At 72.1% G+C, this 13,275-nt stretch carries 14 protein-coding genes and 1 riboswitch; of the genes, 9 read left to right on the forward strand and 5 right to left on the reverse strand.

The annotated features are described in order from the left end of the window. Positions 1-11 precede the first annotated feature (11 nt). From GA0070562_RS07280 to GA0070562_RS07300, 5 genes are all read left to right on the forward strand, one after another. On the forward strand, positions 12-641 hold the full coding sequence (locus GA0070562_RS07280; protein ID WP_091417396.1) for a GTP cyclohydrolase II: 630 nt from the start codon (positions 12-14) through the stop codon (positions 639-641). After that, positions 638-1,327: a RibD family protein gene (locus GA0070562_RS07285; RefSeq protein ID WP_091417399.1), complete on the forward strand. Its 690-nt coding sequence runs from the start codon at positions 638-640 to the stop codon at positions 1,325-1,327. The genes GA0070562_RS07280 and GA0070562_RS07285 overlap by 4 nt, the downstream gene beginning before the upstream one ends. Positions 1,328-1,434: 107 nt before the next feature. Continuing rightward, the gene (locus tag GA0070562_RS07290) at positions 1,435-3,114 is read left to right on the forward strand and encodes an extracellular solute-binding protein (protein ID WP_091417402.1); all 1,680 of its coding nucleotides are present in this window, start codon (positions 1,435-1,437) and stop codon (positions 3,112-3,114) included. Beyond that, a complete protein-coding gene (locus tag GA0070562_RS07295; RefSeq protein WP_091417405.1) occupies positions 3,111-4,136 on the forward strand; it encodes an ABC transporter permease in 1,026 nt (341 codons plus the stop codon). The genes GA0070562_RS07290 and GA0070562_RS07295 overlap by 4 nt, the downstream gene beginning before the upstream one ends. Next, positions 4,133-5,053 carry a carbohydrate ABC transporter permease gene (locus GA0070562_RS07300; protein ID WP_091417408.1) on the forward strand — a complete coding sequence of 307 codons (921 nt, stop codon included), beginning with the start codon at positions 4,133-4,135 and terminating at the stop codon, positions 5,051-5,053. The genes GA0070562_RS07295 and GA0070562_RS07300 overlap by 4 nt, the downstream gene beginning before the upstream one ends. A 64-nt stretch (positions 5,054-5,117) precedes the next feature. On the opposite strand, the gene GA0070562_RS07305 is transcribed toward GA0070562_RS07300, so the two are convergent. From GA0070562_RS07305 to GA0070562_RS07320, 5 genes are all read right to left on the reverse strand, one after another. Continuing rightward, the gene (locus GA0070562_RS07305; RefSeq protein WP_091417412.1) at positions 5,118-5,858 is read right to left on the reverse strand and encodes an amino acid ABC transporter ATP-binding protein; all 741 of its coding nucleotides are present in this window, start codon (positions 5,856-5,858) and stop codon (positions 5,118-5,120) included. Beyond that, positions 5,855-6,631 carry an amino acid ABC transporter permease gene (locus tag GA0070562_RS07310; protein WP_091417415.1) on the reverse strand — a complete coding sequence of 259 codons (777 nt, stop codon included), beginning with the start codon at positions 6,629-6,631 and terminating at the stop codon, positions 5,855-5,857. Before GA0070562_RS07310 ends, GA0070562_RS07305 begins: the two co-directional genes overlap by 4 nt. A gap of 38 nt (positions 6,632-6,669) precedes the next feature. Then, complete coding sequence (locus GA0070562_RS07315) at positions 6,670-7,524, reverse strand: ABC transporter substrate-binding protein (protein WP_091417419.1); 855 nt, start codon at positions 7,522-7,524, stop codon at positions 6,670-6,672. A gap of 107 nt (positions 7,525-7,631) precedes the next feature. Then, positions 7,632-7,757 (reverse strand): hypothetical protein, encoded by a 126-nt coding sequence (locus GA0070562_RS30880; protein WP_255474118.1) that lies wholly within the window; start codon positions 7,755-7,757, stop codon positions 7,632-7,634. A gap of 33 nt (positions 7,758-7,790) precedes the next feature. After that, a riboswitch (SAM riboswitch) is annotated at positions 7,791-7,901 on the reverse strand. A gap of 69 nt (positions 7,902-7,970) precedes the next feature. Then, positions 7,971-9,446, reverse strand: a complete 1,476-nt coding sequence (locus GA0070562_RS07320; RefSeq protein ID WP_091417422.1) for an NAD(P)/FAD-dependent oxidoreductase — start codon at positions 9,444-9,446, stop codon at positions 7,971-7,973. A 299-nt stretch (positions 9,447-9,745) separates the two neighbouring features. Here GA0070562_RS07320 and GA0070562_RS07325 point away from each other — a divergent pair, with 299 nt between their 5' ends. The 4 genes from GA0070562_RS07325 to GA0070562_RS07340 all read left to right on the forward strand — a co-directional run bounded on the left by GA0070562_RS07325 (position 9,746) and on the right by GA0070562_RS07340 (position 13,252). Next, positions 9,746-11,026, forward strand: coding sequence for a hypothetical protein (locus tag GA0070562_RS07325; RefSeq protein WP_091418451.1), 1,281 nt, complete (start codon positions 9,746-9,748; stop codon positions 11,024-11,026). A 49-nt stretch (positions 11,027-11,075) separates the two neighbouring features. Beyond that, positions 11,076-11,543 (forward strand): EVE domain-containing protein, encoded by a 468-nt coding sequence (locus tag GA0070562_RS07330; RefSeq protein ID WP_091417425.1) that lies wholly within the window; start codon positions 11,076-11,078, stop codon positions 11,541-11,543. A gap of 31 nt (positions 11,544-11,574) precedes the next feature. Continuing rightward, on the forward strand, positions 11,575-12,720 hold the full coding sequence (gene hflX / locus GA0070562_RS07335; RefSeq protein WP_091417429.1) for a GTPase HflX: 1,146 nt from the start codon (positions 11,575-11,577) through the stop codon (positions 12,718-12,720). 79 nt (positions 12,721-12,799) lie between these two features. Further along, the gene (locus tag GA0070562_RS07340) at positions 12,800-13,252 is read left to right on the forward strand and encodes a DUF4383 domain-containing protein (RefSeq protein ID WP_091417432.1); all 453 of its coding nucleotides are present in this window, start codon (positions 12,800-12,802) and stop codon (positions 13,250-13,252) included. The last annotated feature ends 23 nt before the right edge of the window (positions 13,253-13,275 follow it).

The following is a 13,275-nucleotide window of genomic DNA, read 5'->3' on the forward strand; positions in this document are numbered from 1 at the left end:
ACAGGAGAACCATGGACGAAACGCTGCCCACCGCGACGGTCCGGACCCGCGTCACGGTTCCGCTCCGGTTCCCCGACGGCTACGTGACCACGGCCCGCGTGCACACCTTCCACGGTCTCGTCGACGGTCGCGAGCACCTGGCATTCGGGCTCGGTGAGCACGCCGACGCCGACCCGCCGCTGGTCCGCCCGCACAGCGAGTGCCTCACCGGGGACGTGTTCGGCAGCCAGCGCTGCGACTGCGGGCCGCAACTGCGCGAGGCGGTCGAGCGGATCGCCGAGGCCGGTGGCTACCTGCTCTACCTGCGGCAGGAAGGGCGCGGCATCGGCCTGTACGCCAAGCTCGACGCGTACGCGCTCCAGGACGGCGGCCTGGACACGTACGAGGCGAATCTGGCGCTCGGGCGCGGCGCGGACGAGCGCGACTACACGGTGGCCGCGCAGATGCTCGCCGCGCTGGGCGTGGACCGGGTGACCCTGCTCAGCAACAACCCGGACAAGGCGGCCCAGCTCGAACGGCTGGGCGTGACGGTGGCCGACCGGGTGTCCACCGGCGTGCACCTGTCGCCTGCCAACGCCGGTTACCTGGCGGCCAAGGTGACCCGCGCCGACCACGCCCTCGACCTGCCGTTCGTGCCGTGACCACCCGTCCGTACGTGCTGCTCAGCTGCGCGATGTCGATCGACGGCTACATCGACGACGCGACCACCGAGCGGCTGCTGCTGTCGAACGACGACGACCTGGACCGGGTGGACGCGATCCGGGCCGGGTGTGACGCGATCATGGTGGGCGCGGCCACAGTGCGCCGCGACGACCCCCGCCTGCTGGTGCGCAGCGAGCGCCGCCGCGCCGAGCGGGTGGCGCGCGGGTTGCCGCCGTCGCCGGTGAAGGTGACTGTCACCGGCAGCGGCGACCTCGACCCGCGGGCCCGGTTCTTCACCGTCGGCGACGGCCTCAAGCTGGTGTACTGCCCGACCGGCGTGGTGGACAAGGCCCGCGAGCAGGTGGGCGCGGTGTCGACAGTGGTCGACGCGGGCGAGCCGGCCACCCCGGAGGCGGTGGTGGCCGACCTGGCCGGGCGCGGGGTGACGCGCCTGATGGTGGAGGGCGGCGGCTCGATGCACCGCCAGTTCCTCACCGCCGGCCTGGCCGACGAGTTGCACCTGGTGGTCGCGCCGTTCTTCGTGGGGGACGGGCGGGCGCCGCGCTTCGTCGGGGACGGTCGCTTCCCGTGGCACCCGGGCCGTCGGGCCCGGGTGGTTGAGGTGCGCCAGATCGGCGACGTGGTCCTCACCCGCTACGCGCTGTCCGACCGCTGTCCGGCCTGACCGCCGTATCGATCCGGTCCGCCCTTGTGCAAGCTCACGGTCGTGATTAGTTTGTTGACCATCCATACGAACTAATCCACTGCGCTTCCCTTCCCGAAGGGGGACCGATGACCGCGCACCACCCCGACCCGGGCTCATCCCGCCGCCGCTTCCTCGGCCTGGTCGGCCTCGGCGTGGCCGCCACCGCCACCGGCCCGCTGCTCGCCGGCTGTTCGGAGAAGCCGGCCGGCTCCGGCGCCGCCCAGAACCTCGACGCCGTCTCCGGCCTGCTGCCCACCCGCAAGGACCTGCCCGGCGGCATCACACCTGACATCACGGGTACGCGCCCGGTGCCCGACGGCTACACCCGCTACCCGGCGAATCTGATCGACGCCGTCACCGACAAGCCCGGCACCAGCGGCAAGCAGGTCACCGCGATGACCCCCGCCTGGGGTCCGGCGCCGCCCGGCGTGGCACAGAGCGCCTACCTCCAGGCCGTGAACGCCGAGCTGGGCACGCCCGTCAACTTCACCATCCAGGACGGCAACACGTACGCCGACAAGCTCAACGCGATGCTCGGCGCGCGCGACGTGCCGGACCTGCTGTGCGTACCGGGGTGGGAGGTGGAGAAGATCCCGCGCTTCGCCGACGCCATCAAGGTGCTCTTCGAGGACCTGACCGACCACCTCAGCGGCGACGCCGCCGCCGCGTACCCGATGCTGGCGAGCTTCCCCACCGGGGCCTGGCGGCGGGCGGTCTGGAACGAGCGGCTCATGTCGGTGCCCAACCCCACCGACGGGCCGTTCCCGTGGGCGCTGTTCACCCGCAAGGACGTGCTCGACGCGCGTGGCCTGGCCGTGCCGGCGAACCTGGACGACCTGCTCGCCGCGGCCAAGCAGGTGACCGACCCGGCGCGCAAGGTGTGGGCGTTCAACGACGTCTTCGCCATGATCCAGATGTTCCACCGGGTGCCGGGCCACAAGGGCGGATGGCGGGTCAAGTCCGACGGCACCCCCGAGTTCAAGTACGAGACCCCGGAGTTCCGCCGCGCGCTGGAGGTGATGGCGAAGATCTACGCGGACGGCCTGGTCCACCCGGACATCGTGGCCAGCAAGGGCGCGGACGCCAAGCAGCTCTTCGCCAAGAACGGTGCGATCGTGTTCCTCCAGGACGGCGTCGGCTTCTGGCAGGGCGCCCAGGCCGAGCACCAGAAGACCAACCCCCGGCTCAACATCCAGCCGGTGCCGATCTTCTCCGCCACCGGCGGCGACCCGCTGGTCTGGGGCGACGACGAGCCGATCTCCTACACGTTCGTCAAGAAGGGCCTCGGCAAGGACAGGGTCCAGGAGCTGCTGCGGATCATCAACTGGTGCTCCGCGCCGCTGGGCAGCCAGGAGGCGCAGCTGCGGGACTTCGGCGTCGCCGGCAAGCATCACACCCCGTCGCCGAACGGGCCGGTGAAGACGGACCTGGCGTTCAAGGAGATCGCCAACCAGTACTTCTTCATCAGCGGCCGCAACCCCACCATCGGGCCGTTCCCGGACACCCCGCGCTTCGTGCCGGACGTGCTCGCGTACTCCAACGAGATGGTCAAGCACATGGAGCCCAACCCCTGGGCGGGGGTGAAGCTGGAGATGCCCGCCGCCTACAAGGCCAACCAGGTGCCCACCGAGGACAAGTTCACCGACGTGCTGCGCGGCCGCCGTCCGCTCGCCGACGTGGACGCCATCGTCAAGGAGTGGAAGGCGAACGGCGGCGAGGAGGCCCGCAAGCTGCTCGCCGACTCGCTGTCCAAGGAGGGCCGGTGAACGAGCCGGCCGTCCTGGCCGGGCCCGAACGGGCCCGGCCGGACGCGCCGGCCCCACCGGGCCGCCCGCCCCGCCGTCGCCCGTCCCGCCGCCGGGTGCCGCTGCGCACCCGGCTGCGCCGGGACTGGCAACTGCTCGCCATGGTGGCGCCCGGCTTCCTCGTGCTGCTGATCTTCAGCTACCTGCCGATCGCCGGCAACGTGATCGCGTTCCAGGACTACAACCCCTACCTGGGCGACAACCCGTGGCAGGCGTTCCTGCACAGCGACTGGATCGGATTCGGGCAGTTCCAGCTGCTGTTCGAAGACCCGGCGTTCTGGGACGCGTTCCGCAACACGCTGGCGATCACCGCGTTCCAGCTCGTCTTCTTCTTCCCGCTGCCGATCCTGCTGGCGATCACGCTGCACAACCTGCTGTCCAGCCGGCTGCGCGGGCTGATCCAGACCATCGTGTACCTGCCGCACTTCTTCAGCTGGGTGCTGGTGGTCACGTTCTTCGTGGCGATGCTCGGCGGGGCTGGGCTGCTCGCCCAGAGCATGCGCGAGGCCGGGCTGCAGCCGTGGAACGTGATGACCAATCCGGACACGTTCATCGTGCTGGTCACCGTCGAGGCGGTGTGGAAGGACGTCGGCTGGGGCACCATCGTCTTCCTGGCCGCGCTGTCCACCATCGACCAGAACCTCTACGAGGCCGCCGCCGCCGACGGCGCCGGCCGGTGGCGGCGGCTGTGGCACATCACGCTGCCCGGCCTGCGCCCGGTGATCGTGCTGCTGCTCATCCTGCGGCTGGGCGACGCGCTCTCGGTCGGGTTCGAGCAGTTCCTGCTGCAACGCGACGCCGTCGGCCGGCAGGCCGCCGAGGTGCTCGACACCTTCGTCTACCACTTCTCCATCGCCACCGGGAACTACGGCTACGGCGCTGCGGCCGGACTGTTCAAGGCCGTCATCGGGCTGGTGCTGATCCTGGCCGCGAACCGCGTGGCGCACATGCTCGGCGAACGAGGGATCTACTCGAAGTCATGACCACTCTCATCCGCCGGCCCTCCGGCGACCGATCCCGCCGGCCGGTGTGGCAGGAACCGCCCACACCGGTCGGTCAGGGGCTCAAGGCCGTCGTGCTCACCGTGCTGGTGGCGGGCGTGCTGTTCCCGCTCTGGGTGATCCTGGTGACCAGCCTCTCCTCCCGGGAGACCATCGCGCGGGCCGGCGGCCTGGTGGTCGTGCCCCGCGGCGTCGACACATCCGCGTACGAGACGATCTTCGCCGGTGGCGCGGTCACCCGGGCGCTGTGGATCAGTACGCTCGTCACAGTCTTCGGCACCGCCATCGCGCTGACGGTCACCGTGCTCGCCGCGTACGGGCTGTCCCGCCCCGGCTCGCTGGGACACCGCTGGCTGCTCGCGTACTTCCTGATCCCGTTCCTGGTCTACCCGCCGCTGGTGCCGCGCTACCTGGTGGTCACCGGGCTGGGCCTGAAGGACACCATCTGGGCGCTCGTCCTGCCGCCGGCGATCAGCGTGTTCAACCTGGTCGTGGTGCGCGGGTTCTTCCAGGGCATCCCGTCGGAACTGCTGGACAGCGCCCGCATCGACGGCGCGAGCGACTTCCGGACGCTCGCGCGCATCGTGCTGCCGTTGTCCCGCGCGGTGATCGCGGTGGTCGGCCTGTTCTACGCGGTCAGCTACTGGAACGTCTGGTTCGACGCGCTGCTGTTCATCGACCGCAACGACATGTACCCGATCCAGCGGGTGCTCCAGAGCTACCTGCTGGCCGGGCAGGCCCCGCACACCTCCGGCGCCAGCAGCGGGGTGACCATGCCGCCGACCGAGGCGGTCAAGATGGCGGTGGTGGTGCTGACCGTCGCGCCGATCGTCGCGGTCTACCCGTTCATCCAGCGGCACTTCGTCAAGGGCGTGCTGATCGGCGCGGTGAAGGGCTGAGGCGGCGCCTCACCGCGCGTCGGGCGCGTCAAAGCACCTGGGCGCGTCAAAGCACCTGGGCGCGTCAGAGCACCTGGGACAGGAAGCGCCGCAAACGGGGGTGCTCCGGCGCCTCGAACACCGCCTCCGGCGGCCCGGCCTCCAGCACCACGCCCGCGTCCATGAACGCCACCGTGTCGGCGACGCTGCGCGCGAACCCCATCTCGTGGGTGACCACGACCATCGTCATCCCGGCGGCGGCCAGGTCCGCCATCACCGCGAGCACGCCCTTGACCAGCTCCGGGTCCAGCGCGCTCGTCGCCTCGTCGAACAGCATCACCTGCGGGCGCAGCGCGAGCGCCCGCGCGATGGCGACGCGTTGCTGCTGGCCGCCGGAGAGCTGCGCCGGCCGCGCGTCGGCCTTGCCGGCCAGACCGACCAGGTCGAGCTGGGCGCGGGCGAGCGCCACCGCCTCGTCCTCGCCGAGCTTCTTGAGCTTGCGCAGCGCCAGCGTGATGTTGCGCAGCACGCTCAGGTGCGGGAACAGGTTGAACTGCTGGAACACCATGCCGATGCGCTGGCGCAGCGCGTCCGGGTCGTCGCGCAGCACGCTGCGCCCGTCCAGCAGCACGTCGCCGCGGTCCGGCTCGATCAACCGGTTGATGGTGCGCAGCAGCGTCGACTTTCCGGAGCCGGACGGGCCGATCACGCAGGCCGCCCGGCCCCGGGCCACGTCGAGGTCCGCGCCGCGCAGCACCCGGTGCGCGCCGAAGGCCAGGTGCACGTCGCGGACGGCCAGGCTGACCGAGGTCGTGGTGGTGGTCATCGCGGTTCCCTCCCGGACGGGGTGACGTCGACCGGCTCGGCGTCGGGCTCGGGCTCGGGCGGCGCGGCCGGCCGGCCCTGCCGCAGGCGCCGGTCCAGCCAGTTGACCGCGTGGGTCAGCGGCACGGTCAGCAACAGGTAGAACAACCCGGCCAGCAGCAGCGCCGACTGGTTGCCGGTGTTGGCCGCGTAGTCCTGCCCGATCCGGAACAGCTCCCGCTGGCTGGCCAGCAGGCCGAGGAAGTAGACCAGGCTGGAGTCCTTGATCAGCGCGATGAGCTGGTTGACCCACGCGGGCAGCACCCGGCGTACGCCCTGCGGGATGATCACCAGGCGCATGGCCTCGCCCCAGGAGAAGCCGAGCGCCCGTGCGCCCTCCAACTGGGCGGCCTCCACGCTCAGGATGCCGGCCCGGAAGATCTCACCCAGGTAGGCGGCGGCGATCAGCGACAGCGCCAGCACGCCCAGCGGATACGGGTTCGGGCCCCACACCTGCATGCCGAGCGGCGCCAGGCCGACGCCGATGAGCAGGATGGTCGCCGCGGCCGGCAGGCCGCGGAACACGTCGGTGTAGACCCGCGCCGGCCACCGCAACCATCGGGTACGCGAGATGCCGGCGACGGCCAGCAGCATGCCCAGCACCGAGCCGAGCAGGGCGGCGGAGACCGCCAGGGTGAGCGTGTTGGGCAGCCCGACGGTGAGCATCTCGGGCAGCGCCTCGCGCATCGAGTCCCAGTCGAAGAACGTCTCCCACAGCGTGCTCAGTGGATCCATGTCCGCTCCGTCCGCCCCGCTCGTGCTCGGTTACCGGTTCAGGAGGCGGCCGACGGCGACGGCACCGCCACCGACCCGCTGCCGGGCTTGAAGTCGGCCGGGACCGGCCGCCCCGGGTAGTACTCGGCCTGCAGACGGCTCCACGTGCCGTCGGCGATCACCTCGTCCAGGCCCTTGTTCAGCGCCTCGCGCAGCTTGTCGTCGCCCTTGGCCACCGCGTACGCGGTCGGGGTGGGGCTGAGCTGCTTCGCCGCGACCTTGATCTTGCCGTTGCTGTCGGCGGCGGACTTGTCGCCGATCTCGGCCGGGGCGATCCAGGCGTCGGCCGTGCCGGCCTTGAGCTGGTTGATCGCGCTGTTGTAGTCCGGCACCCGCACCGGGTCGAGGTTCTGCTTGGTGGCGTAGTCGTCCTGCACGGTGCCCTGGACGACCACGACCCGCTTGCCGGTGAGCTGGTCGAACCCGGTGATCGAGGAGCCGGCGGGCACGTCCAGGCCGAAGTAGCCGAAGTCGTAGCCGTTGCCGAAGTCGACTGTCTTCTTCCGCGCCTCGGTGATCGTGATCGAGGAGCTGCCCACGTCGAACTTGCCGCTGTTGACCTGGGCGAGCAGGCCGGAGAAGTCGGTGCCGACGAACTCCACCTTCAGGCCGATCTTGTCGGCCACGGCACGCAGCAGCTCGTTGTCGAAGCCGGTGAACTTCCCGTCCTTGAGGAAGACGTTCGGCGGGGCGTCGGTGAGCGTGCCGGCGCGGATCACGCCGGGCTGGAGCAGGCCGTACGGGTTGTCGGCCGCGGCGGTGTCGTCGTTGCCGCAGGCCGTGAGCGCGGTGACGGCGAGCAGGGCGGCCGCGCCGACGGCGGCGGCACGGGTCAGGACGGTACGGAAACGCACGATGTCTCTCCAGAGTGGATGGACGCGCGGCGCGCGTCGACGCCGGCCCGCCGGACGGACGGCCGGGCCGGAGAAGGGTGGATCGGGGAAAGGAGGGTGGCGTTCGCTCAGCGCGCGAGGCGACAGGCGTCGCTGCACACCCGCATCAGGTCGACGTGACGGCGCTTGACCAGCGCGAAGCGGGCCGGGTACGCGGCGACGTCGCCGGAGGGGGTGGAGGTTGGTGCAGACATCGGTCTCCCTGGTCTGTTGCTGACCTGGGTGCCAGGCCACGCTTGCACCGGCGGCTGCCGGTGCCTGGTCTTCACCCGGGGCACCCCACCGCGGAGGAGGGTTGCCGGCCAGCGAGCCGGGGCTTCGCGCTGGCGCTCATGACCTGCCCAGAAGGCTAGCAGCACCGCCGTGGCTGCCGTCCAGCCGTTATGACCACCCTCACGCCCGGGGCCTTACCGCCGGGCCGGGACGACCGGCGCGTCCCGGCCGGTGCCGTGCCGCGACGGGCTGCGCTGCTCGTGGTAGTCCTGCTCCACGTTGACGGTCCAGACGTCGTGCTCCGCGCCGTGCGCGATGTTCTCCGCGGTCAGCATCGCCGTCAGCATCGAGTGGTCGGCGTTGTTGTACCGGTGCATGCCGTTGCGGCCGACCGGGTGCACGTTCGGCACGTACGCGGCCAGCCAGTCCCGGATCACGTCGACGTTGTGCTGGTACCGCTCGTCGTAGACCGGGTAGGCCTTCGGCATCCGGACCACGTAGCCCGCCTCCACGCACCCGGGCTTGACCAGGCCCAGCCGCTCCAGCTCGGCGGTGGCGAACCCGACCAGTTCGGCGTCCGGCGTCCGCCACATCTCGTCGCCCTCGAACACGAAGTACTCCAGCCCCAGGCAGGTCCGCCCGTCCTTGACCAGGTACGGCGACCACGAGCCGAAGTTCTGGATCCGGCCCACCCGGGCCGCCGGGTCGTGCACGTAGATCCAGTTGTCCGGGAACGAGAACTCCTCCGGCACCACCAGCGCCACGGTCAGGAAGTCCCGGTACCGCAGGTCGTCGGCGGCGGCCCGCACCTCGGGCGGCGCCTCCGGGCGCATCGCCCGCACCAGCGCGGAGATCGGCATCGAGGAGATCACGTGCGCGGCCGGCTCCGTGCGCTCCCCGCCGGCGTCGGCCACCGTCACCGCGGTGGCCCGCCGCGCGGCCGGATCGCGGTGCACCTCGGTCACCCAGGCGCCGGTACGCACCGTGCCGCCGCGCCTGGCGACCTCCTCGGCGCAGCGCTCCCACATCATCCCCGGGCCGTGCTTCGGGTACTGGAACTCCTCGATCAGGCTGGTCACGTCCGTGCGGTTGCGCCGGGGCAGCAGCGCGTTGCGCATCGCCGTCGCCAGCGACAGGTTCTTGATCCGCTGGGCGGCCCAGTCGGCCTGCAACCGGTCCGCCGGCATCCCCCAGACCTTCTCCGTGTACGTCTTGAAGAAGATCGAGTAGAGCCGCCAGCCGAACCGCGCCGACACCCACCCCTCGAAGTGCGACTGGTCCTTCGGCGGGCGCAGCCGGGCCCGGCCGTACGAGCCCAGACAGCGTGCCGCCTCCAGCAGCCCGAGGTTGCGCAGCGCGTTCCCGGCGTTGAGCGGGTAGTCGAACAGCGCGCCCCGGTAGTAGATCCGGCTCATCCGCGGCCGGAGCAGGAAGTCCTCGTCCGGCAGGATCTCGTGCCAGAAGTCCTCGACCCGGGCCACCTTCGTGAAGAAGCGGTGCCCTCCGATGTCGAACCGCCAGCCGTCACGCTCCACCGTCCGGCTGATCCCGCCGACCACGTCATCGGCCTCGTAGACCCGGACCGGCCGACCGTGCCGCAGCAACTCGTACGCGGCGGTCAACCCGGCCGGTCCCGCCCCGATGATCACGGTTCCGTCGCCATCACCCATGCCGTCCGCGCCCCCCGCCGCCAGCCTGCCGATGCGGCACCGCCCTTACCCGTCCTGCCGGCAACTTCACCTGCCGGCCCACACCGATCCGCCGGCCGCTCAGCCCTCTCACCGCCCCGCTCGGCCCCGTCGATCATGAAGTTGACGGTGTCTGGCGTCCGATTTGTCGCCGCCAACCTCATGATCGACGTGGCCGGGGCCGGGGCCGGGGCCGTGCGGGTGTGGGCGGGGCCGGATGGGGAATGCGGGCCGGGTTTCCGGCCGGGCACGTCGGCCAGGGGCCGACCGGTGGGAGCGTGATGGCGGACGAGCGGCGGGCCGACGCCGGCGGCACGGCCGGGGCCGGCCGCGCGGGCGGCCACCGCGGCGTTGCGCGCTCCGGGCGTACCCGGTGGTGGACGCGCGCGTCCTCGGCGGCCCGCCGGGTGCCCGAGCCCTGGGGATTCGTGCTCGCCGTCTTCGTCGGCTCGAAGCTCGTGCTCACCCTGGTCGGCGTGCTGGTGCTCACCGCCTGGGACGGGGTGCCGGGCGCACCGCCGGCGGACGAGACCGGCATGCGGGAGCAGCAGGACGCGATCTCGTCGCACCGCTGGATCTCGCTCTGGTTCGCCTGGGACTCGTTCCTCTACGACCACCTGGCCCGGCTGCCGCTGGACCGGCCCTGGACCGACTTCGGCTTCCCGCTGCTCTACCCGTTCCTGGCCCGGCCGCTCGCGCCGCTGCTCGGCGGGCACACCGCCTGGGCGCTGCTGCTGATCAGCAACGTGGCGCTGGTGTTCCAGCTCTACTTCGCGTACCGGCTGGGGGGCCGGCTGCTCGGCGGCGCCGGACCGGACGACGCCCGGCGAGCGGTCCGGTACCTGCTGCTCCTGCCGACCGCGTTCCTGTTCCAGGCGGCGCTCACCGAGTCGTTGTTCGTCTGCCTCGCGCTGGCCGCCTTCTGGTACGCCGAGCGGAGCCGCTGGCTGCTCGTCGGCGTGATCGGTTACTTCCTGGCGATGAGCCGCTCGGTCGGCTTCCTCGTGGTGGTGCCGCTGGCGCTGGTGCTGCTGCGCGAGCACGGCTGGCGGGCCGGACCCCGGGCGTGGCCGCGCCTGCTGCGCCAGGGCTGGCCGCTGCTGCTGGTGCCGGCGGGCTGGCTGACGTTCATGGCGTTCTGCCGCTGGCAGAGCGGCGACTGGTTCGCCTACCAGCACGCCCAGGAGACCGGCTGGGGGATCCGGCTGCAGAACCCCCTGGGAGTGGCCGGTTCCGCGCTGTTCGGCGGCAACTCCGCCGACGCGCTGCGGGTCTGGATCGCCGTGGCGATGGTGGCGGTCGCGGCCGTCGGGCTGCGCCGCCGGGCCGACTGGCCGTATCTGGTCTACACGCTCGTCGTGGTGCTGGTGCCGCTGTCGATGGGGCCGCCGGTGTACAAGAGCCTGCTGCGCTACCTGCTCGCCGCCTTCCCGGTCGCGTTCGTGCTGGCCCGCTGGGCGCGGCGGCCCGGCCTCGACGGCTGGCTCACCGCCGCGCTGGCGCTGCTCCAGGGTGCGTTGTTCGCGGTCTGGCTCACCTACTGGACCCACCTGATCATCTGACCGCCGTCGCCACCGCGCGGGACGGCCGGGCGGGCCGCAGAATGGGCGGATGACCGATCGGCGGGTGACCCTGGACGACCTCGGTGCGTGGTTGATCAAGGGCAACGCCGATGCGGCGGACCTGACGGCCCGCTTCGCCGCCGACCCGCGCGTGACCGGCTGGTGCGTCCGCCCCGGCTACCGGGTACGCCTGATGCGCGCCGGCCAGCCGGTGGTGTTCTGGGCCAGCGGCAGCCGGGGCCGGGTGCCGTACGGCGTCTGGGGAGTCGGCCGGATCGCCGCCGCTTCCGAGCCCGGTGCGCCGGGCCGGCCGTGGACCGCGCCGCTGGACCTGACGATCCTGGACGAGCCGCTGCGGGTACGCCGCGACCTGCTGCGGGCCGACCCGCGGCTGGCCGGCGCGGAGGTGCTGCGGCAACCGCAGGCGGCGAACCCGTCCTACCTGACCGTGGCCCAGTTCGAGGCACTGTGCGGCTACCTGCCCGACGGGGCGCATGGGCCGGGAGCTGCGGGGTAGATCGGAGCCACCTTCAGAGGCGAGGTGGGCGATGGCCGGGACGTGGTTGATGGGCGACGCCGCCGCGACGGCGGGACGGCGGCCGACGGCCGTGCTGGTCGCGGTGCACCCGGAGCAGAGCGACGGCAGCGGCCCGGGAAGTGACACCTCGCTCGCGGAGCTGCGGCGCCTGGCCGACACCGACGGGCTCGCCGTCGCCGGCGCGGTGGTGCAGAACCGCGCCAAGCCGGACCCGGCCACCTTCGTGGGCGCGGGCAAGGCGGACGAGCTGGCGGAGGTGGCCGCCCGCAACCGGGCCGACGTGGTGATCGCCGACGGGGAGCTGAGCCCCGGCCAGGTGCGCAACCTGGAGGAGCGAACCGGGGTACGGGTGGTGGACCGCACCGCGCTCATCCTGGACATCTTCTCCGAGCACGCCCGCACCAGCGAGGGCCGGCTGCAGGTCGAACTGGCCCAGATCGCGTACCAGTTGCCCCGGCTGCGCGGCGACGGCCGGTCGATGTCCCGGGTGGGCGGTGGCCGGATGGCCGGCGGCGCCGGCATGGGCGTGCGCGGCCCCGGTGAGATGAAGCTGGAGACGCAGCGACGCCGGCTGCGGCAGCGGGCCACCCGGCTGCGCGGCAACGTGGCCGAGCTGTCCCGGCGCCGGGAACGCCGACGGGGGCGGCGGGCCCGCAACCGTGTGCCCTCGGTCGCGATCACCGGCTATACGAACGCCGGGAAATCCGCCCTGCTCAACCGTCTGACCGGCGCCGACGCGCCGGTGCAGGACGTCCTGTTCGCCACGCTCGACCCGACGGTCCGGCGGATCTCCACCGGCGATCTCACCTACACCGTCACCGACACGGTGGGCTTCGTCCGGCACCTGCCGCACCAGCTCGTGGACGCGTTCCGTTCGACGCTGGAGGAGGTGACCGGCGCCGACCTCGTGCTACACGTGGTCGACGCCTCGGCTCCGGACGCGCTGGAGCAGATCACCACCGTGCACGGCGTCCTGCACGAGATCGGCGCCGGGGACCTGCCCGAGCTGCTCGTGCTCAACAAGATCGACGTTGCGCCGCCGGAGTGGGTGGACGCGCTCTGCCGGGCCTGCCCGGAGGCGGTGCCGGTGTCGGCGGTGACCGGTGAGGGCGTCGACCGCCTGCGCGCCGAACTGGCCGCCCGGCTGAGTCGCTGATCTCGATCCGGGGATCCGGACGGATTCGGCTCCCCGGCCGCAGTGAGCACGGAAGACTTCGGCAACGGAGGTGTCACTCATGGCCGGTTCTTCCCGCGTCGCCCGCAACGCGCCCGCGTCCCCGGTACGCCGGGCCGCCCTGGTGGTCGGCATCGTCTTCCTGGTGGTGGGCGTGCTGGGGTTCATCCCCGGCATCACCACGAACTACGACACGATGATGTTCGCCGGGCACGAGTCACGGGCGAAACTGCTGGGCCTGTTCCAGGTGTCGGTCCTGCACAACATCGTGCACCTGCTCTTCGGCGTGGCCGGGCTGGCGCTGTCCCGGACGGTCTCCGGCGCCCGCGCGTACCTGATCGGCGGCGGCGCCATCTACCTGGTGCTCTGGCTCTACGGCCTGGTGATCGACCACGACAGCGGCGCCAACTTCGTGCCGCTCAACGGCGCCGACAACTGGCTGCACCTGTTCCTCGGCGTCGGCATGATCGCCCTCGGGGTGGCGCTCACCCGCCGCCCGGGGCGTCGCGCCTGACAGCCCGCCCGGGCGTCGCGCCT

This window comes from Micromonospora tulbaghiae, assembly GCF_900091605.1.
GTDB classification, from domain to species: domain Bacteria; phylum Actinomycetota; class Actinomycetes; order Mycobacteriales; family Micromonosporaceae; genus Micromonospora; species Micromonospora tulbaghiae.